This is a genomic window from Streptomyces sp. NPDC057543, assembly GCF_042801895.1.
Taxonomy (GTDB): Bacteria; Actinomycetota; Actinomycetes; order Streptomycetales; family Streptomycetaceae; genus Streptomyces.
In genome coordinates this window covers 1-17,979 of sequence record NZ_JBHVFF010000038.1, presented here as the reverse complement: position 1 = coordinate 17,979, position 17,979 = coordinate 1, and the positions used below count along the sequence as shown (strand labels likewise).

At 69.8% G+C, this 17,979-nt stretch carries 18 protein-coding genes and 1 pseudogene; 16 read left to right on the top strand and 3 right to left on the bottom strand.

Translation table 11 applies throughout. The annotated features are described in order from the left end of the window. The first annotated feature begins 83 nt into the window (after window positions 1-83). From ACFU8Q_RS09650 to ACFU8Q_RS09580, 15 genes are all read left to right on the top strand, one after another. Complete coding sequence (locus ACFU8Q_RS09650; RefSeq protein ID WP_384450297.1) at window positions 84-1,868, top strand: nickel-dependent hydrogenase large subunit; 1,785 nt, start codon at window positions 84-86, stop codon at window positions 1,866-1,868. Then, window positions 1,865-2,455, top strand: coding sequence for a hypothetical protein (locus ACFU8Q_RS09645; RefSeq protein ID WP_384450294.1), 591 nt, complete (start codon window positions 1,865-1,867; stop codon window positions 2,453-2,455). The genes ACFU8Q_RS09650 and ACFU8Q_RS09645 overlap by 4 nt, the downstream gene beginning before the upstream one ends. Then, window positions 2,452-3,120, top strand: coding sequence for a DUF5947 family protein (locus ACFU8Q_RS09640; protein ID WP_384450291.1), 669 nt, complete (start codon window positions 2,452-2,454; stop codon window positions 3,118-3,120). The genes ACFU8Q_RS09645 and ACFU8Q_RS09640 overlap by 4 nt, the downstream gene beginning before the upstream one ends. Next, complete coding sequence (locus ACFU8Q_RS09635) at window positions 3,117-3,806, top strand: DUF6084 family protein (RefSeq protein WP_384450288.1); 690 nt, start codon at window positions 3,117-3,119, stop codon at window positions 3,804-3,806. Before ACFU8Q_RS09640 ends, ACFU8Q_RS09635 begins: the two co-directional genes overlap by 4 nt. After that, entirely contained in the window at window positions 3,803-5,251 is a 1,449-nt protein-coding gene (locus ACFU8Q_RS09630) for a hypothetical protein (RefSeq protein WP_384450285.1), read from the top strand. The genes ACFU8Q_RS09635 and ACFU8Q_RS09630 overlap by 4 nt, the downstream gene beginning before the upstream one ends. Beyond that, window positions 5,248-5,796: a hydrogenase maturation protease gene (locus tag ACFU8Q_RS09625; protein WP_384450282.1), complete on the top strand. Its 549-nt coding sequence runs from the start codon at window positions 5,248-5,250 to the stop codon at window positions 5,794-5,796. Before ACFU8Q_RS09630 ends, ACFU8Q_RS09625 begins: the two co-directional genes overlap by 4 nt. 4 nt (window positions 5,797-5,800) lie before the next feature. After that, the gene (locus ACFU8Q_RS09620) at window positions 5,801-5,917 is read left to right on the top strand and encodes a DUF6893 family small protein (protein WP_384450279.1); all 117 of its coding nucleotides are present in this window, start codon (window positions 5,801-5,803) and stop codon (window positions 5,915-5,917) included. Window positions 5,918-6,038: 121 nt separating this feature from the next. Then, window positions 6,039-6,431 (top strand): hydrogenase maturation nickel metallochaperone HypA, encoded by a 393-nt coding sequence (gene hypA, locus ACFU8Q_RS09615; protein ID WP_384450276.1) that lies wholly within the window; start codon window positions 6,039-6,041, stop codon window positions 6,429-6,431. A gap of 3 nt (window positions 6,432-6,434) precedes the next feature. Continuing rightward, window positions 6,435-7,256: a hydrogenase nickel incorporation protein HypB gene (gene hypB / locus ACFU8Q_RS09610; RefSeq protein ID WP_384450273.1), complete on the top strand. Its 822-nt coding sequence runs from the start codon at window positions 6,435-6,437 to the stop codon at window positions 7,254-7,256. Beyond that, window positions 7,253-9,691 (top strand): carbamoyltransferase HypF, encoded by a 2,439-nt coding sequence (hypF, locus tag ACFU8Q_RS09605; protein WP_384450270.1) that lies wholly within the window; start codon window positions 7,253-7,255, stop codon window positions 9,689-9,691. Before hypB ends, hypF begins: the two co-directional genes overlap by 4 nt. A gap of 53 nt (window positions 9,692-9,744) precedes the next feature. Then, window positions 9,745-10,065 (top strand): HypC/HybG/HupF family hydrogenase formation chaperone, encoded by a 321-nt coding sequence (locus tag ACFU8Q_RS09600; protein ID WP_384450267.1) that lies wholly within the window; start codon window positions 9,745-9,747, stop codon window positions 10,063-10,065. Then, on the top strand, window positions 10,062-11,189 hold the full coding sequence (hypD, locus tag ACFU8Q_RS09595; protein ID WP_384450265.1) for a hydrogenase formation protein HypD: 1,128 nt from the start codon (window positions 10,062-10,064) through the stop codon (window positions 11,187-11,189). The genes ACFU8Q_RS09600 and hypD overlap by 4 nt, the downstream gene beginning before the upstream one ends. Window positions 11,190-11,247: 58 nt before the next feature. After that, on the top strand, window positions 11,248-12,303 hold the full coding sequence (gene hypE / locus ACFU8Q_RS09590) for a hydrogenase expression/formation protein HypE (protein ID WP_384450347.1): 1,056 nt from the start codon (window positions 11,248-11,250) through the stop codon (window positions 12,301-12,303). 293 nt (window positions 12,304-12,596) lie between these two features. Beyond that, window positions 12,597-13,199, top strand: a complete 603-nt coding sequence (locus ACFU8Q_RS09585; protein WP_384450262.1) for a hypothetical protein — start codon at window positions 12,597-12,599, stop codon at window positions 13,197-13,199. Between the two features lie 2 nt (window positions 13,200-13,201). Continuing rightward, the gene (locus tag ACFU8Q_RS09580; RefSeq protein ID WP_384450260.1) at window positions 13,202-14,506 is read left to right on the top strand and encodes an MFS transporter; all 1,305 of its coding nucleotides are present in this window, start codon (window positions 13,202-13,204) and stop codon (window positions 14,504-14,506) included. Between the two features lie 190 nt (window positions 14,507-14,696). Here the strand turns inward: ACFU8Q_RS09580 and glpK are convergent, their stop codons facing one another. The 3 genes from glpK to ACFU8Q_RS09565 all read right to left on the bottom strand — a co-directional run bounded on the left by glpK (window position 14,697) and on the right by ACFU8Q_RS09565 (window position 17,666). After that, window positions 14,697-16,214: a glycerol kinase GlpK gene (gene glpK, locus ACFU8Q_RS09575; RefSeq protein WP_384450258.1), complete on the bottom strand. Its 1,518-nt coding sequence runs from the start codon at window positions 16,212-16,214 to the stop codon at window positions 14,697-14,699. Window positions 16,215-16,260: 46 nt separating this feature from the next. Beyond that, the gene (locus tag ACFU8Q_RS09570; protein ID WP_384450344.1) at window positions 16,261-17,106 is read right to left on the bottom strand and encodes an MIP/aquaporin family protein; all 846 of its coding nucleotides are present in this window, start codon (window positions 17,104-17,106) and stop codon (window positions 16,261-16,263) included. A gap of 155 nt (window positions 17,107-17,261) precedes the next feature. Further along, the gene (locus ACFU8Q_RS09565; protein ID WP_384450255.1) at window positions 17,262-17,666 is read right to left on the bottom strand and encodes an ArsR/SmtB family transcription factor; all 405 of its coding nucleotides are present in this window, start codon (window positions 17,664-17,666) and stop codon (window positions 17,262-17,264) included. 103 nt (window positions 17,667-17,769) lie between these two features. Here ACFU8Q_RS09565 and ACFU8Q_RS09560 point away from each other — a divergent pair. Beyond that, window positions 17,770-17,979: pseudogene (locus ACFU8Q_RS09560) on the top strand (heavy metal translocating P-type ATPase); the annotation flags it as partial.

The following is a 17,979-nucleotide window of genomic DNA, read 5'->3' as shown; positions in this document are numbered from 1 at the left end:
TCCCGTCCAGGACACCGACAGAACTGCGCACCTTCCGGTGACGACCCCACCTCACGCTTCTCAGAAGGGCTACGGCACACACGATGGCACCGACAACGAAGGCGGCCGGCGACGGCAGCGGCCTGGTGGAGATGGCCTGGGATCCGATCACCCGGATCGTGGGCAGTCTCGGCATCCACACGAAGATCGACTTCAAGCAGAAGCGGGTCGCGGAGTGCTACAGCACGTCGTCGGTCTTCCGTGGCTACAGCGTCTTCATGCGGGGCAAGGACCCCAGGGACGCGCACTTCATCACCAGCCGCATCTGCGGGATCTGCGGCGACAACCACGCCACGTGTTCCGTGTACACGCAGAACATGGCGTACGGGGTGAAGCCGCCGCACCTCGGTGAGTGGATCATCAATCTCGGCGAGTCCGCGGAGTACATGTTCGACCACAACATCTTCCAGGAGAACCTGGTCGGGGTCGACTACTGCGAAAAGATGGTCCGCGAGACCAATCCCGGGGTCCTGGAACTGGCCGAGCGCACCGAGGCGCCGCACGCCGGGGAGCACGGATACCGCACGATCGCCGACATCATGCGGTCGCTGAACCCCATCGAGGGCGAGTTCTACCGCGAGGCCCTCCAGGTGAGCCGCTACACGCGGGAGATGTTCTGCCTGATGGAGGGGCGTCATGTGCACCCCTCCACGCTCTACCCGGGCGGTGTGGGCACCGTTGCCTCCGTCCAGCTCTTCACGGACTACCTCACCCGCCTCATGCGCTATGTGGAGTTCATGAAGCGGGTCGTGCCCCTGCACGACGACTTGTTCGACTTCTTCTACGAGGCCCTGCCCGGGTACGAAGAGGTCGGGCGCCGACGGGTGCTGCTCGGCTGCTGGGGAGCACTCAACGACCCCGAGCACTGCGACTTCACCTACGCCAACATGAGCGACTGGGGACGGAGGATGTTCGTCACCCCGGGTGTGATCGTGGACGGCAAGCTGGTCACCAACGACCTGACCGAGATCAACCTCGGCATCCGGATCCTGCTGGGCAGTTCGTACTACGACGACTGGCAGGGCAAGGAGCAGTTCGTCACCCACGACCCGCTCGGCAACCCGGTCGACCCACGCCACCCGTGGAACCAGCACACGATCCCCGCGCCGCAGAAACGGAACTTCGACGACAAGTACAGCTGGGTGATGTCGCCGCGCTGGTTCGACGGCAAGGACCACCTGGCCCTGGACACCGGCGGCGGTCCCATCGCCAGGTTGTGGTCCACCGCCCTGTCCGGGCTCGTCGACGTCGGCTACGTCAAGGCCACCGGACACAGCGTCGTCATCAACCTGCCCCGCACCATGACCAAGCCCGAGACCACCTTCGAGTGGCAGATCCCGAAGTGGAGCAACGCGCTGGAGCGCAACCGGGCCCGCACGTACTTCCAGGCTTATGCGGCCGCGATCGCGCTGCACTGCGCCGAAAAGGGGCTTGAGGAGGTCCGCGCCGGACGCACCCAGACCTGGGAGAAGTTCGACGTCCCCGACGAGAGCATCGGCGTCGGATTCACCGAGGCCGTGCGGGGGGTGCTGTCCCACCACATGGTGATCAGGGACGGCAAGATCGCCAACTACCACCCCTACCCTCCGACGCCGTGGAACGCCAGCACCAGGGACACCTACGGAACTCCCGGGCCTTACGAGGACGCCGTGCAGAACACTCCGATCTTCGAGGAGAACGCGCCGGAGAACTTCAAGGGCATCGACATCATGCGCACCGTGCGCAGCTTCGACCCGTGCCTCCCGTGCGGCGTCCACATGTACGTCGGCGGAGGCCGAACCGTGCAGAAGATGCATGTGCCCACCGGTCTGAGCGGACTCGGCGGATGAGCGCGACCACACATACCGCGGCAGCGAAGATGCCCGACGCGGAGCAGGCCGGGCGCCGCATCGAAGAGGTGCTCGAACAACTGACGGCAGCAGGCGACCGGCAGACCTCCGCGACGGCCGAGGAACTGGTGCGGGCCCTGATGGACTTCTACGGGGCAGGGCTGGCCCGGATCATCGACGGGCTCCTGGCCGCACCGGGCCGCGATACCGGCGAAACCCTGGACGCGCTCCTGGGCGACGGCCTCGTGTCGAGCCTGCTGGTCCTGCACGACCTGCACCCCGAGGACACCGGCATGCGCATCGGACGGGCCCTCGAAGCCGTCCGTGATCCCGTCGAGGTGGTGAGCTTCGACGACAGTACGGGGACTCTGCGCCTGCGGACCGCCGGCACGGGCGGCTGCGGCTGCGGCGGTGCGCCCGCCGCACCGCTGTCCGTCGAGAATTCCCTGGCCTGCTTCGCACCGGAAGTCACCACGGTCGAGATGGAGCCCGCCTCCACCGGCCGGGAGCCGGCACTCCTTCAGATCGGAACTCGCTCGCCACAAGGCGCGCCGACCGCCCGCCCGGCCCCGGCCGGGACGTCATGAGCGCGCCTGGGACGTGGACCGGGCGGTCCGCGCCCGCATCGGGCGTACACACCCTGCGGCGGTTCGCGGTACCACGCGAGCCGCGGCAGGAGCGGTGCGAACTGTGCGGAGTACTGGTCACCGAGGACGACCACCGGCATCTGGTGGACACCGAACAACGGTCGCTGGCGTGCGCCTGCACTCCGTGCGCCCTGCTCTTCGAGCGGCCCGGCGCCGCCCACGGCCGGTTCCTGAGCGTCCCGGACCGCTACCTCGCCGACCCCGACCACCGCCTCGACGACAACGCGTGGGAACTCCTGCAGATCCCGGTCAGCGTCGCCTTCTTCTTCCGCAATGCCGCACTGGACCGGCTGGTGGCGCTCTACCCGAGCCCTGCCGGGGCCACCGAGAGCGAACTGGATCCTTCGACCTGGCAGACGGTCCTCGGCGGCAGCCGTCTCTCCGAGCTGCTCGAACCCGACGTGGAAGCCCTGCTGTTGCGCCGCTCCGAGGGCCGGGCCCAGTGCTATCTGGTACCGATCGACATCTGCTACGAGTTGGTGGGACGCATGCGCCTGCTGTGGCAGGGATTCGACGGCGGAGCCGAGGCCCGGGCCGATCTGCAGGCCTTCTTCGAACGCGTCGAACGCCGAGCCGGGGCAATGGTGGGGGAGTGTCGGCCATGACGGACTTCACCTTCACCTGCACCGGCGTACGCGCCGACCCGTACGCCGCCGGCCCCACCCTCGTCTTCCGGCTGCGCATCACCGCGTCCGAGGAAGCGCGGGTCCACGCGCTCGCGCTGCGCTGCCAGATCCGCATCGAACCGGCCCGGCGCGGCTACGAAAAGACGGAGGCCGAAGGTCTGACGGACCTGTTCGGAGAGCGTTCACGCTGGGGCAGCACACTCCAGCCCGTGCAGTTCGCCCAGGTCCCGGTCATGGTTCCCGCGTTCACCGGGGAATCCGAGACGGACGTCGTCGTGCCCTGCACGTACGACCTGGAGATCGCCGCGACGCGGTACATGAACGCGCTGACGGATGGTGAGGCGCCGCTCCTGATGCTCTTCTCCGGCACCGCCTTCACCGGTTCCGGCGGCTTCCGGGTCGAGCCGGTGCCATGGGACCTGGAGGCGCCGTTCCGGATGCCGGTGGCGGTGTGGCAGGAGATGGTCGATCAGCACTTTCCAGGGTGCGGCTGGATCCGTCTTCCCCGCGACGCCATGGACGCGCTGCTCGAATTCCGTTCCCGGCACGCACTGCCGTCCTGGGAGGCGACCGTCCGGGCGCTTCTGGACGCGGCCGGAACCACGACCATCCCGCCGGACGGAAGACTTGCCGACGCCGGACTCGCCGAGAGGACGGCGCAATGACCACATCCGCGTTCACCCCCGCGCTCGAAGCCCGTTTCGCCGCTGCCCGGGGCGTGGCCGACGCGGTCCTCTTCGAGGGCTACGTCCTGTACCCGTACCGCGCGTCCGCGGCCAAGAACCGGCTCCGCTGGCAGTTCGGGGTGCTTGTGCCACCGGCCTGGGCGGCCACCGCCGAGGAGCACGACTTCCAGCACACCGAATGCCTGATGGAACCGAAGGCGGACGCGACGCTGGCGGCCGAGGTGCGCTTCCTGCACGCCCAGCGCCGCACCGTGGAGCAGATCCGCGAGGACGGCACCTTCCGGACCGTCCCCGAACTCCACCTCACCGACCGGGTCCTGGTTCCCTGGGACGAGGGCGCGGAGGAACGGGTCGAAGTGCTCACCACCGTGGCCGAGCTCACCGGCGACGGCGTCGTCGTCCACTTCACGCGCCCGGCACGCGAGGAGTACGAAACGGTCCGCGACGAGGAGGGCCGGACCGTCGGTCGCCTGGTGCGCCGCTGCGCGGAGGTCAACGGCGCGGTGAGGCTGTCCGCCGCCGAACTCGACGGCCCCTACCGGGCGATGCGGCTCACCGCCGTGGTGGAGAACACCAGCACCTGGACGCCGGACACCGCTGACGCGGACCGGGATGCCGCGCTGCCCAGATCACTGGTGGCCGCGCACCTCCTCCTGGGCCTCGACGCAGGATCGTTCCTGTCGATGACGGACCCTCCCCAGTGGGCCAAGGGCGCGGTCGCGGGCTGCCGGAACCTGCACACCTGGCCCGTACTGGCCGGGGAGCCCGGCCGCGCGGACCTGATGCTCTCGTCCCCGATCATCCTTGAGGACCACCCGGCCATCGCCCCTGAGAGCCCCGGAGCGCTGTACGACTCCACGGAGATCGACGAGATCCTCGCCCTGCGGACGGCCGCCCTGACCGACCAGGAGAAGCGTGAGGCCCGGGGGACGGACGACCGGGCGGCCGCAGTGATCGACCTGGCCGACTCCATGCCCCCAGAGGTCCTGGAGCGGCTGCACGGCGCGGTGCGGGCCCTGCGGGAAGTCACCGGGCCGGGTGCACCCGCGACCGTCGCGTCCGACGGATTTCCACAAGTGCCGGAAGGGGCCGACGAGTACGACCTGATCAGGCCGGAGCAGCCGTGGTGGGACCCGGCGGGCGACGGCGGCGCCGACCCGCAGCACGACCGGATTCTGGTGGCAGGCCGGCCGGTGGGGGCGGGCAGCCGCGTACTGCTGCGGCCGGGCCTGCGCCGTACCGACGCCCAGGACCTCTTTCTCAAGGACCGCAGCGCACTGGTCGAAGCGGTACTCCACGACGTGGACGGGGGAGTGCACCTCGCGGTCACCGTGGAGGGCGACCCCGGTGCGGACATCCGACGCGAGCAGGGCCGGTTCCTCTACTTCCAGCCCGACGAGGTCGCACCCCTGGAGGACGCATGACGGCGCCCTCGGAGCAGAGAGCGACGACTCTGGTCGCGGGTGTCGGGAACATCTTCCTCGGCGACGACGGCTTCGGTGTCGAGACCGTACGACGACTGGTGTCGGGCCCCCTTCCCGGCCACGTCGAAGCGGTGGACATCGGGGTGCGCGGAGTCCATCTCGCGTACCAGCTCCTCGACGGGTACGACACGCTGGTCCTGATCGATGCCACGCAACGCGGTGGCGAGCCCGGAACGCTGTATCTGATCGAGGCCGACCGGGCGGGCAGTATCGAGCCGCAGGAAGCGCTGCTCGACGGCCACCGCATGTCCCCCGACGCGGTCCTGACCCTGCTGGAAACCCTGTGCGCCGGAACGGGCTGCACGCCCCCGGGGCGCACGCTGGTCGTCGGATGCGAACCCGCCCGTGTCGACGAGGGCATCGGCCTGAGCGAGCCTGTCGCGGCTGCCGTACCGGAGGCCGTGAACATGGTCCTGCGCCTTGTGCGGGACGACGAACGGACCGCGCCGACCGCACAGCCGGCGGCCGGCCCGGCCATGGACTGAGGAGATGAACACCATCGTGAAGAAGATCATCCTTGGCGGCGCGGCCGCCGCCGCCGTTGCCGTACTCGTGGCCCAGGTCATGCCCGACATCAAGCGCTACCTGAGGATTCGCGGCATGTGACGCCGGAGCACCCGTCACGTCCCGGGCTGCACCGAATGACGTACGCGGCGTGCGGCGTCGGCGAGCCAGCCCGGCCGCGACCGCAACCCCCGGTGTAATGACGCGGGCAGGACGGAGACCCATGCACGAGATGTCCATCGCCATGGCCGTCGTCGGCCAGGTGGAAGAAGCAGCCCGGGCCGACGGCGCCGTAGCCGTCACATCGGTCCGGCTCCAGGTCGGTGAGCTCGCCGGGGTGGTCCCCGACGCACTGACCTTCTGCTTCGAACTGGCCTGTGCCGGGACCGTGTTGGAAGGCGCCGAACTGGTGGTCGACTCCGTACGGGCGAGAGCACGCTGCGAGCCCTGCTCGGACGAATGGGCGGTCGGAATGCCACCGCAGCTGTGCTGTCCCGTGTGCGGCGAGGCAACCGCGGAACTGCTCTCGGGCCGTGAACTCCGCATCGCCGACGTCCACTGGGACGAGGGGCCTGCGCAGAGACCTATCCGTGAACCGATTTCCGAGGAGCGCTGAACCATGTGCCGTGTGGTCGATCTCCAGCAGGCGGTACTCGCGAAGAACGACACGGCAGCGCACCGCCTGCGCACCGAACTCGCCGCCCGCGGCACCGCGGTCGTCAATCTGCTCTCCAGCCCGGGCAGTGGCAAGACGGCACTGCTCGAACGTGAATTGGTACTGGCCAGGGAGACGGGCGTCCCCGTGGCGGCGCTGACCGCCGACCTGGCCACCGAGAACGACGCCACTCGCCTGGCCCGCTCGGGCGCCCCGGTCAAGCAGGTGCTCACCGACGGACTCTGCCACCTGGAGGCCCGGATGCTGGGCGGGCACCTCGACGGGTGGCTGCCCGAGGACACCCGGCTCCTGTTCGTCGAGAACGTCGGCAACCTGGTCTGCCCGGCCTCGTACGACCTCGGCGAAACACTGAGGGTCGTCCTCGCCTCGGTCACCGAGGGCGAGGACAAGCCGCTGAAGTACCCCACCGCCTTCGGGCTGGCGCACCTGGTGCTCGTCACCAAGACGGACATCGCCGAGGCGGTGGAGTTCGACGAGGACGCGTTCCGCGCCCATGTCGAGCAGGTCAATCCCGGTGTGGAGGTGCTCCTCACTTCCGCCCGGCGCGGTGCCGGTGTCGGGGCGCTCCTCGAACGGGCACTGGGCGCCGCGAACGGCGCCCCGGTCCACCGGCCCGTCATGGCCCAGCAGCACCGGTCCACGCACACCCATACCCACCTGGAACACGACGAGGCCTCTCACGACAGGCCCCACACGCATCCCGGCGAAGACGAGCCGGGCGGCGCGACGGATGCGTCCGGCGCCACGGCGCACACCCGCCCGTGACGACGCAGCGGCCCCACCCGGCCACGGGCGACCCGGTGCAGCGCCGCCGGATCACCGTCCGTGGCATCGTCCAGGGCGTCGGATTCCGGCCCTACCTGTACACGCGCGCCCTCGGCATGGGCCTGGCCGGACACGTCACCAACACCCCCGAGGGCGTCGTCGCGGAAGTCGAGGGCTCACCGGCTGCGGTGGCCCTGTTCTGCGAAGGGATCGCCGCCGACGCACCGCCCATGGCCGTCCTCGACTCCGTCGAGCACAGCGACGTTCCCGCAGCCGGCGGTGCGGGCTTCACCATCGTCGCCTCCCGCGCCGGCGGGCCTTCCCGCACGCTGGTCCCGCCGGACGTGGCCACCTGCGCCGACTGCCTTGCCGAGCTGGCCGATCCCGCGGACCGGCGCCACCGGCACCCCTTCATCACCTGCACCAACTGCGGGCCGCGGTTCACGATCGTCACGGAACTGCCGTACGACCGCGCGCACACCACCATGGCCCGATTCCCCATGTGCCCCGACTGCGCCCGCGAGTACGCGGACCCGGCGGACCGCCGCTTCCATGCCCAGCCGGTGGCCTGCCACCGATGCGGGCCCCGCCTCGATCTGTTGGTGGCACACCCGGAACCGGACAAGCCCCCGCGACGCGCGAACACTACGGACCCCGTCGCAGAGGCTCGCCGGCTCCTGGCCGGCGGCGCGATCCTCGCAGTCAAGGGACTCGGCGGCTACCACCTCGCCTGCGATGCGGCCAGCTCCCGGGCGGTGGCCGCACTGCGCCGCCGCAAGGCCCGTGGCGACAAGCCGTTCGCCCTGATGGCCCGCGACATCACCGACATCGAACACCTCGTCCATGTCGGCGCCGAGGAGCGGACCCTGCTCACCGGTGTCGCCCGGCCGATTGTTCTGCTGAGGCGCCGCAGTCACGCCGCTCCCGGACCGGGCGCTCCGGTGCTGTCGGACGACGTCGCACCGGGCAGCCCCGACCTCGGCGTCATGCTCGCCTACACGCCCCTGCACCACCTGCTCCTCGGGCTGCCCGGCGACCCGGCCGGGCCGCGCCTGCTCGTCATGACCAGCGGCAACGTGGCCGGGGAGCCGATCGTCACGGACGACGCCGAGGCGCTGGAGCGGCTCGCCCCCCTGGCCGACGTCTGGCTGACCCACGACCGCCCGATCCACGTACCGTGCGACGACTCCGTCGTACGCGTCTGTGACGGGGAACCGCTGACCGTACGCCGCTCACGCGGCTACGCCCCCCGGCCCGTCGAACTGCCCCTTCCGGTGCCGGCGATCCTCGCCGCGGGCGGTGACCTCAAGAACACCCTGTGCCTGGCGGAAGGGCGCCGGGCCTGGCTGTCCGCCCACATCGGTGACATGGACGACCTCGCCACCCAACACGCCTTCGAGCACGCCGGACAGCAGTTGGAGACCATCACCGGGGTGCGGCCCGGCATCCTGGCCGTCGACGCGCACCCCGGATACCGCTCGGGACGGCTGACCCGCCGTCTCGCCGGTGAACGGCAGGTCGTACGCGTACAGCACCATCACGCGCACATCGCCTCGGCGATGACCGAACACGGCCTGGACGGCACACGGCGCGTGATCGGCGTCGCGTTCGACGGCACCGGCTACGGTGACGACGGAGCCGTGTGGGGCGGCGAGTTCCTGCTGGCGGACTACGACGGATACCACCGGTTCGGGCATCTCGCGTACGTCCCCCTGCCCGGTGGCGACGCCGCCGTACACCGTCCGTACCGCATGGCCCTGGCACATCTGCACGCGGCGGGAATCGAATGGGCGCGCGACCTGCCGTGCACGACGGCCTGTGAAGTAGATGAACTACACGTACTCTCACGACAGTTGGAGCGGAACCTTCATTGCGTGCCCACCTCCAGCATGGGTCGGCTGTTCGACGCGGTCTCCTCCCTCACCGGCATCTGCCACCGGGTCGGATACGAGGCCCAGGCCGCCGTCGAACTCGAAGCCGCCGCGCTCGGCACGACGGGGGGCGACTGCGGGGGATACGGGTTCGCACTGCGTCCACCCGCACCGGACAGCGCGAGCGCACTGATCGCCGACCCCGCGCCGGTACTTTCGGCGGTGATCGATGATGTGCGCGCGGGTACCGCGCCGGGTGTCGTCGCGGCACGCTTCCACGACGCGGTGGCCGCCCTCGTGCGCAGCACCTGCGTCCTGGCACGTCAGCAGCACGGCCTGGACACCGTGGCCCTGACCGGCGGAGTCTTCGCCAACACGCTGCTCTCCTCGGCCTGTGCCCGGATGCTGCGCGAACTCGACTTCACAGTTCTGAGACACCGACAAGTCCCCCCGAGCGACGGGGGGCTGGCGCTGGGGCAAGTCATGGTCGCCGCCCGGGCCCACGCCCCCGGAGCACCAGAAGGCCGCATCGGCGCGGTGCGGGGGAGCGCCGCCACCCACTGACAGCGCGCCCGGCAGGACCGGGCGGGCGAGAGCAACCACAGCGAGGAGAAGCCATGTGCCTGGCGGTGCCCGGCAGAGTACTGGAAATCGAGGAGCGGGACGGCACACGCATGGCCACCGTCGATTTCGGCGGAGTGGTCAAGGAAGCGTGTCTGGAGTATCTGCCGGACCTTCAGGTCGGTGAGTACGCCATCGTCCACGTGGGGTTCGCCCTACAGAAACTGGACGAGGAGTCGGCCAGGCAGACGCTGGAGCTGTTCACCCAACTCGGCATGCTGCAGGAGGAGTTCGGCGACCCATGGGAAATGGCGGCAGAGGCCGGCGGGCTGCCGCTGCCCGGCACCGCCGAGGCATCGCAGGAGGCGCGGCAGTGAAGTACATCGACGAATTCCAGGACCCCGAGCTGGCCCGCGGGCTGCTCGACGAGATCCGCTCCATCGTGACCAGGCCGTGGGCGCTGATGGAGGTCTGCGGTGGGCAGACCCACACCATTATCCGGCACGGCATCGACCAACTCCTGCCGGACCAGGTGGAACTGATCCACGGACCGGGCTGCCCCGTCTGCGTCACCCCGCTGGAAGTCATCGACAAGGCGCTGGAGATCGCCTCCCGTCCCGAAGTGATCTTCTGTTCCTTCGGCGACATGCTCCGCGTCCCCGGCACCGGACGGGATCTCTTCCGGGTCCGCAGCGAGGGCGGCGACGTGCGCGTCGTCTACTCCCCGCTCGACGCGCTGAAGATCGCCCAGCAGAACCCGGACCGGGAGGTCGTGTTCTTCGGAATCGGCTTCGAAACCACCGCCCCTCCCAACGCCATGACGGTTTATCAGGCGCGCAGGCTCGGCATCCGCAACTTCAGTCTGCTCGTGTCCCATGTCCGGGTACCACCCGCGATCGAGGCGATCATGCGGTCGCCGAACTGCCGGGTTCAGGCATTCCTCGCCGCAGGGCATGTGTGCAGTGTGATGGGCCTGGGCGAATATCCCGAGCTGGCCGAACGGTTCGGCGTCCCGATCGTGGTAACAGGATTCGAACCGCTGGACATCCTGGAAGGTGTACGGCGCACCGTGGCCCAGTTGGAACGCGGCGAACACACCGTGGACAACGCCTACCCGCGCGCGGTGCGCTCCGAGGGTAACCCTGCCGCACTGGCCATGCTGGAGGACGTCTTCGAGGTGACGGACCGGGCCTGGCGCGGCATCGGCGTCATTCCCGGCAGTGGCTGGCGGCTCGCCCCGCGCTATCGGGACTACGACGCCGAATACCGCTTCCAGGTGTCCGGTATCGACACCCGTGAACCCGCCCAATGTCGCAGCGGAGAGGTATTGCAGGGCCTGCTGAAGCCCCACGAATGCGAGGCGTTCGGCACCGTCTGCACCCCTCGCACCCCACTCGGAGCCACCATGGTCTCCAGCGAGGGCGCCTGCGCCGCGTACTACCTCTACCGGCGGCTGGACATGAACAAGACCGCACCTCGGGAGGCGAGCCCCGTTGGCTGAGACCGTCGACACCCCCACGCGCGGCGACCGAGCCGTTTCGGCAACGCCTCCCTCCGGCATCCCGCCGCTCGATCCCACAGCATGGACGTGCCCGGCCCCGCTGCGGGACCACCCGCGCATCGTCATGGGCCACGGCGGTGGCGGCGCGCTCTCCGCCGAACTGGTCCAGCACATCTTCGCTCCCGCCTTCGGAGGCGAGACGCTCGCGCAACTGGGCGATTCGGCGTCCGTGCCGCTGGGGGGCGCCCGCCTGGCCTTCTCCACCGACTCCTTCGTGGTGCGGCCGCTGTTCTTCCCCGGTGGCAGCATCGGCGACCTCGCGGTCAACGGCACCGTCAACGACCTGGCCATGAGCGGTGCGCGTGCCGCCTACCTGTCCTGCGGATTCATTCTGGAGGAGGGCGTCGAGCTCTCCGTCGTCGCGCGTGTCGCCGAGGCATTCGGCGCCGCCGCGCGCGACGCGGGCGTCGAGGTGGTGACGGGGGACACCAAGGTGGTCGAAACCGGTCATGGAGACGGCATCTTCATCAACACCGCCGGTATCGGCCTCATCCCGGTCGGCGTGGATCTGCGGCCGCAGCGGGTCGTCCCGGGTGACGCCGTGATCGTGAGCGGGGAGATCGGTGTCCATGGCGTGGCAATCATGAGCGTGCGCGAGGGGCTGGAGTTCGGAGTCGAGATCGCGAGCGACTGTGCCGCCCTGGGCGGACTCGTGGAGGCCATGCTCGCGGTCACCCCGGACCTGCACGTACTGCGCGACCCCACCCGTGGGGGGCTCGCCGCGTCCCTCAACGAGATCGCGGCCGCGTCCGGCACCGGCGTCCTGATCCAGGAGCGAAACGTCCCCGTTCCCGCGCCGGTGGCCAATGCCTGTGCCATCCTCGGGCTCGACCCGATGTACGTTGCCAACGAGGGGAAGCTGGTGGCGTTCGTACCGCGCGAACACGCCGACGCGGTCCTGGACGCCATGCGGGCACACCCGCTGGGCCGGGACGCGGCAGTGATCGGTGAGGCGGTGGACGCCCACCCGGGCATGGTGGTGGCCCGCACGGGGCTCGGCGGGACGCGCGTCGTCGACCTGCCGGTCGGGGAGCAGTTGCCGCGGATCTGCTGACGTCATCGTTGCGTCGTGCGGGTCCGGTTGCATCGAACCGGCCAATTCGAAGTAGCGGCCGGACCCGGCACGCGGCGCGGCCACCGAGCCTCACCCGGCCCGGTACTGGGAGCGACGGCGGGGGAGAGAAGGGTGCGAGGAGGCGTCACGCGCTGTTCCGGCCAACAGCGAAACGGGCGCAGGGCAGTGACGTGGTGGCACCGGGGGGTTCATGCCTAAGGTTTGAGTGCGCCAGGAGGGCAGACCGGCCGAGCCATGGAAAAGGTCAACGACGCATCGCACAGGGGGAAGCAGTGCCGCGTGTCGAACTCGTCCTGGCACAGGCCCTCCGCAGGACTCCCTTGCTTCATCCCGACGTCGCCCACCGGGGCCGGGTGCGACGTCCGGGACTCGAACAGCACGGCCCTACCGGATCGGTGAAGGACCGCAGGTCCGTAGGGCTGTTGCAGGCGCTGCACGACGCACCGCCGCTCACCCCGGGCATGGTGGTGGAATCCACCTCCGGCGATCTCGGCCCGGCCCCGGCCCGTCTGCTGCGCCTCCGGGGCAGGCGGACCCCGGCGTTCCCGAAGGAGCCGCACAGATACGACCGTGCTGTGCGGGGTGCAGACGTCGAGGCGATCGCCGTCTGCCGGATCCCCACCGAGGACGTCGGACTCGTACTCGAGAGGTCCAACGGCCGCGTCGTACGCGCCCTGCTCACCGACCACAGGAACGGCCGCGCGGACGACCGGCTCGCGGTCCGCCCGGTCGCCGACGGCAGTGGCGAACACCGCGACACCCTCTCCTCCGACGACCGGACGGCCGAGCAGGGCGTCGTCAAGGAGACCAGCGCCGCCGTGGAACAGCTGCGCCGCGAAGGCCTCTTCTTGGACCGGAAGCATCAGGAGCACTGACCATGGGCACAAGCACCGCCCTTGACCGGCGGCGGACGGCAACCGGCCACCGGCAGTTCCTGCCGCTGGTCCAGGGCGCCACGCTGATCGAGTGGACCGGAACAGGACTGTTCCTCGCCGTCTCGACCATCTACTTCGTCAAGGTCGCCCATCTCAGCACCTCGTCCGTCGGCACCGGCCTGACGATCGGCGGAGCCGTCGCCCTCGCCGCCGCCGTGCCCCTCGCCCGGCTGGCCGGACGCTTCGGGCCGAAACCCGTCCTGATCGGTGTGATGCTGCTGCGCGCGCTGGCCACCGCCGGCTATCTGTGGGTGGACGGCTGGTGGAGCTTCCTCGTCGTGGTCGCCGTCATCGCCGTCACCGAGCAGTCCTCGCCCGCGCTCGTGCAGTCGTACGTCGGTGCGCGAACCCCCGAGAGCCTGCGCGCGAGGGTGATGGCCGTCCAGCGCACCGTCGTGAACCTCGGCATCAGTCTGGGCGGACTGATCGCCGGAGTCGCCCTGGGCTCCGGAGCACCAGGAGCCTTCCGGCCACTTCTGATCGGCGGCGCACTCGCCTACGTGGCGGTGGCCGTGGTGTACGCCACCGCCCGGGGCGAGGGAGCCGCGACCGCTGTCGAAAGCGTCCGCGTCGGGGATCTGCTCAAGGACCGCCGGCTCCTGGGCTTCACCGCGTACAACGCGCTGGTGTCGCTCTGGATGCCGGTGCTCAACGTGGCCTTCCCCCTGTGGCTCGTCACCGAGACGGACGTACCGGAGCGCTATGTCGGCATCCTTTACGCCGTCAACACCGTGCTGTGCATCGCGCTTCAGTACCCGCTCAACCGCTGCTACAGCACCACGCGCCGCGCGTGGTACTCGTATGCGACCGCGGCACTGCTGCTCAGCCTGGGGGCCCTGGCCTTCGCCGCCGCGCCCGGATTCGGAGCGCGGGAAGCACTCCTGGTGCTCGGCGCCGCCGTCGTCCTTCTGACGTTCGCCGAACTGCTCCAGGTCGGCGCCTCGTGGACCCTCTCCTTCGACCTGGCACCGGAGCGGTCACGCAGCGCCTACCTGGTGCTGTTCAACACCAGCCGCACCGTCGCCAACCGGGTAGCGGGCCCGGTGCTGATGACCGGCGTGGTCCTCGCCCTCGGAACGGCCGGCTGGATCGCCCTCGCCTGCGTCCTGCTCCTCGGCGCGCTCGTCCCCTTGACGGTGCTGCGCGGACCGGCGGGCGGCACCGGCGGGCGCCACGTCCTCGACACACCCACCGTCACCGCTCCCGCCGCACCGTGCGGCGGGAGCCAGCAGGAGGAGCGGGCATGAACGTGCCATGGTTGAGCGTGCCGGACCCGGACCCGCAAGCCGGCACTCTCGCCGCCTGTTTCACGCCCACCGGCGCGCACGGTTCGGCATTCGCGAACCGGCGGGGCCTGCTGCCCAGGACCGGCCGCTCGCCGAGGCCCTCCGCGCGATGCTCGACGCCCGTACGGGGCGCGGTCGCAGGACCCCGACGTCACTCCACCCGCACCCAGTTCAGGGTGCGCTCGACCGCTCGCTTCCAGTCGGCGTACCCCGCGGCGCGCCGCTCCTCGCTCCACTGCGGTTCCCAGCGCTTCGACTCCTGCCAGTGCTCCCGCAACTCGCCCTGGTCGCGCCAGAATCCCGTGGCGAGACCCGCCGCGTACGCGGCGCCCAGCGCGGTGGTCTCGGCGACGACGGGGCGGCTGACGGGTACCCCGAGGACATCCGCCTGGATCTGCATGCACAGGTCGTTGGCCGTGACCCCGCCGTCGACCTTGAGCACATCGAGATGGACGCCGGAGTCCTGTTCCATCGCGTCCACCACATCCCGGCTCTGGTAGCAGATGGCCTCCAGAGTGGCCCGGGCCAGATGGGCGTTGGTGTTGTAGCGGGCGAGGCCGACGATGGCGCCGCGGGCATCCGAGCGCCAGTACGGGGCGAAGAGGCCCGAGAACGCCGGCACGAAGTACATCCCGCCGTTGTCCTCGACGGTCCGCGCGAGCCATTCGCTCTCGGCGGCCTCGGTGATGATCTTCATCTGGTCCCGGAGCCACTGCACGGCGGACCCCGTGACCGCGATGGAGCCCTCCAGGGCGTAGACCGCCGGACTCTTGCCGAACCGGTAGGCGACGGTGGTGAGCAGGCCGTGCCGCGACCGGATCAGCTTCGTACCGGTGTTGAGCACGAGGAAGTTGCCGGTGCCGTACGTGTTTTTCGCCTCGCCCGGCTCGAAGCACACCTGCCCCACGGTGGCGGCCTGCTGGTCACCGAGCACCCCGGTGACCGGAATCGCGGCCCGCAGGGGCCGGGACGTGCGTGTGAGGCCGTAGGCCTCGGGGTCGGAGGACGGGTTGATGACCGGCAGCATCGCCCTCGGAATACCGAAGATGTCCAGCAGTTCGTCGTCCCAGTCGAGCGTCTCAAGGTTCATCAGCATCGTTCGGCTGGCATTGGTCACGTCGGTGGCGTGGATGCCGCCATCGGGGCCGCCGGTGAGATTCCACAACACCCAGCAGTCGGTGTTCCCGAACACCGCGTGGCCCCGCTCCGCGGCCGCGCGGACCCCCTCGACGTGATCGAGGATCCACTTGATCTTCCCGCCGGAGAAGTAGGTGGCCGGAGGCAGCCCCGACTTGCGCCGGATGACCTCGCCGTGCCCCTCGTTCTCCAGGGCCCGGGCGATCGAGTCGGTACGGGTGTCCTGCCACACGATGGCATTGCAGTACGGACGGCCGGTGCGGGGATCCCAGACGACGGTGGTCTCACGCTGGTTGGTGATCCCGATGGCATCGAGATCGGTGGCGCCGAGACCACTGGTGCGCAGGGCGTTCTGCATGACCGAGTTGGTGCGCTCCCAGATCTCCACCGGGTCGTGTTCCACCCAGCCGGGCCGCGGCAGAATCTGCTCGTGTTCCAACTGGTGCTTGGCCACTTCGTTTCCGTCGTGGTCGAAGACCATGAAACGGCTGCTGGTGGTGCCTTGATCCACCGCGCCGATGAAGTCCGCCATGGCATGCCGCCTTTCCGCGGTCCGCCCTCGATGAAGGAACCGGGCGTCAATTCTCCGGAGGCAGGGGAAGGGTGCCCTCCGGCTCCGCTTCCGCTGCGGGCAGGAAGCGGCCGATCAAGGTCTGGTAGAGGAACGCGCCGACCGGGCCGCCCACGAGCGGGCCCACGATCGGCACCCAGAAGTAGAGATTCCCGTACTGGTCCCGCCACGCCCCTTCGTAACCGGTGAGGAAACTCGCGAGCCGGGGCCCGAGGTCACGAGCCGGATTGATGGCGTACCCGGCGTTCGTGCCGAACGCCATACCGATGGCCACAATGATGAGACCCACGATGAACGGGCCGAGATTGGCACCCGGTGGCGTATTGAGAAGATCGGTGACGGCGAGGATCAGCAGCATGAGAATGGCGGTGCCGATGACCTGGTCCCGCAGCGCGCCCCACTCGTGGACAGGAAGTGCGGGGTTCCCGTTGGCGGGCAGCGTGGAGAAGACGAATTGCGTTTTGATGGTGTGTCCGGGATCCACCGCGGCCAAGGCCTCCGTGTAATTCCAACGCACCAGTAATGCACCGGTGAATGCCCCGGCGAGTTGTGCGACGGTGTAGGGAGCCACCTTGTTCCAGGGGAAATCCTTGAAAGCGGCGAGCGACACGGTCACCGCGGGGTTGAGGTGGGCTCCGCTCAGTCTGCCCGCCACATAGATACCCAGAGTGACTCCGAGTCCCCATGCCCAGGCGATGCTGTCGTGATTCCCGAGGCCGCCCGGCGGTTCGGTGAGTGCTCCGCCCGCCACGACCTGGGCCACCACGCCGCAGCCGAACAGGATGAGAATCATCGTGCCGAGGAATTCCGCCGAGAGTTCCCCGGCGAATCCCGACGCCTTGAGCCGCTCCATGGGCATCTCGCTTCCTGACCGGGTGCACGACCGTTGGCGGCATGGATCCACGTGTGAGCGTAGACGCGGAGAATCGCTCCCGCATTCGGTGGCACGGACCCCGGCGCCGACGCCCGGCACACGCCGGGAACGGGGGTGACCGGCGTTGCCTGCCTTCAGCGGACGGCGGCGGCCACCGCGTCACCGGCTCCCATCGCTTCCTCCGCGGGGGTGTCGTGCAGGCCGAGACGCAGATGCTCGACGTGGAAGAGGGCCTGGTCGAGGAGTTCGGCGACGTGGTTGTCGTACAGCGCGTAGATCACCGAGCGGCCCCGGCGCTCGCCGGTGACCAGGCCGAGGTTGCGCAGCAGCCGCAGCTGATGGGAGCAGGCGGACTGTTCCATGCCGACCGCGTCGGCGAGCTCGGTCGCCGGGCACGGCCCCTCCTGGAGGCGGGCGAGGATGCGGAGCCGGGACGGGGTGGCAAGAGCCTGCAGGGTGGCCGCCACATCGGCGGCCCCCACGGCGTCGAGGCGCTCGCGCGCGGTGGCAGCAGTGTTCGCGTCAGCTCCGTGGCCCATGCCCTACATCCTACGGAGATGAACACATGAATGCGTGTTCATGTGATCCTGTATGGTGCGGGGGTCGAAACACTCCGCCTTCTCGTGTGAAGGATCACCGCCCATGTCTTTCACCCTCACCCGGCCGCCTTCGCCGGCCGACCCGGTCCGGGACGCGGTCGCCACCGGACGGCGCACCCGGATCCTGGCTCTCCCCGAGGCCCGCTGGGCCGCGGCCGCCCTGGGGCTGTTCCTGTCGGCGCTGTCCCTGCAGTTGCTCGGCGCCCCGTGGTGGGCATGGGGTCCGCTGTACGCGCTGACGTACGTGGCGGGC

Excerpts from the sequence above, each read along its gene's own strand:
- glpK (WP_384450258.1), bottom strand. The coding sequence starts at position 16,214 with ATGGCGGACTTCATCGGCGCGGTGGATCAAGGCACCACCAGCAGCCGT.
- ACFU8Q_RS09645 (WP_384450294.1), top strand. The coding sequence starts at position 1,865 with ATGAGCGCGACCACACATACCGCGGCAGCGAAGATGCCCGACGCGGAG.
- ACFU8Q_RS09565 (WP_384450255.1), bottom strand. The coding sequence starts at position 17,666 with ATGGGCCACGGAGCTGACGCGAACACTGCTGCCACCGCGCGCGAGCGC.
- ACFU8Q_RS09630 (WP_384450285.1), top strand. The coding sequence starts at position 3,803 with ATGACCACATCCGCGTTCACCCCCGCGCTCGAAGCCCGTTTCGCCGCT.
- ACFU8Q_RS09600 (WP_384450267.1), top strand. The coding sequence starts at position 9,745 with ATGTGCCTGGCGGTGCCCGGCAGAGTACTGGAAATCGAGGAGCGGGAC.
- ACFU8Q_RS09580 (WP_384450260.1), top strand. The coding sequence starts at position 13,202 with ATGGGCACAAGCACCGCCCTTGACCGGCGGCGGACGGCAACCGGCCAC.
- ACFU8Q_RS09650 (WP_384450297.1), top strand. The coding sequence starts at position 84 with ATGGCACCGACAACGAAGGCGGCCGGCGACGGCAGCGGCCTGGTGGAG.
- ACFU8Q_RS09640 (WP_384450291.1), top strand. The coding sequence starts at position 2,452 with ATGAGCGCGCCTGGGACGTGGACCGGGCGGTCCGCGCCCGCATCGGGC.
- ACFU8Q_RS09635 (WP_384450288.1), top strand. The coding sequence starts at position 3,117 with ATGACGGACTTCACCTTCACCTGCACCGGCGTACGCGCCGACCCGTAC.
- ACFU8Q_RS09570 (WP_384450344.1), bottom strand. The coding sequence starts at position 17,106 with ATGGAGCGGCTCAAGGCGTCGGGATTCGCCGGGGAACTCTCGGCGGAA.
- hypB (WP_384450273.1), top strand. The coding sequence starts at position 6,435 with ATGTGCCGTGTGGTCGATCTCCAGCAGGCGGTACTCGCGAAGAACGAC.
- ACFU8Q_RS09620 (WP_384450279.1), top strand. The coding sequence starts at position 5,801 with ATGAACACCATCGTGAAGAAGATCATCCTTGGCGGCGCGGCCGCCGCC.
- hypA (WP_384450276.1), top strand. The coding sequence starts at position 6,039 with ATGCACGAGATGTCCATCGCCATGGCCGTCGTCGGCCAGGTGGAAGAA.
- ACFU8Q_RS09625 (WP_384450282.1), top strand. The coding sequence starts at position 5,248 with ATGACGGCGCCCTCGGAGCAGAGAGCGACGACTCTGGTCGCGGGTGTC.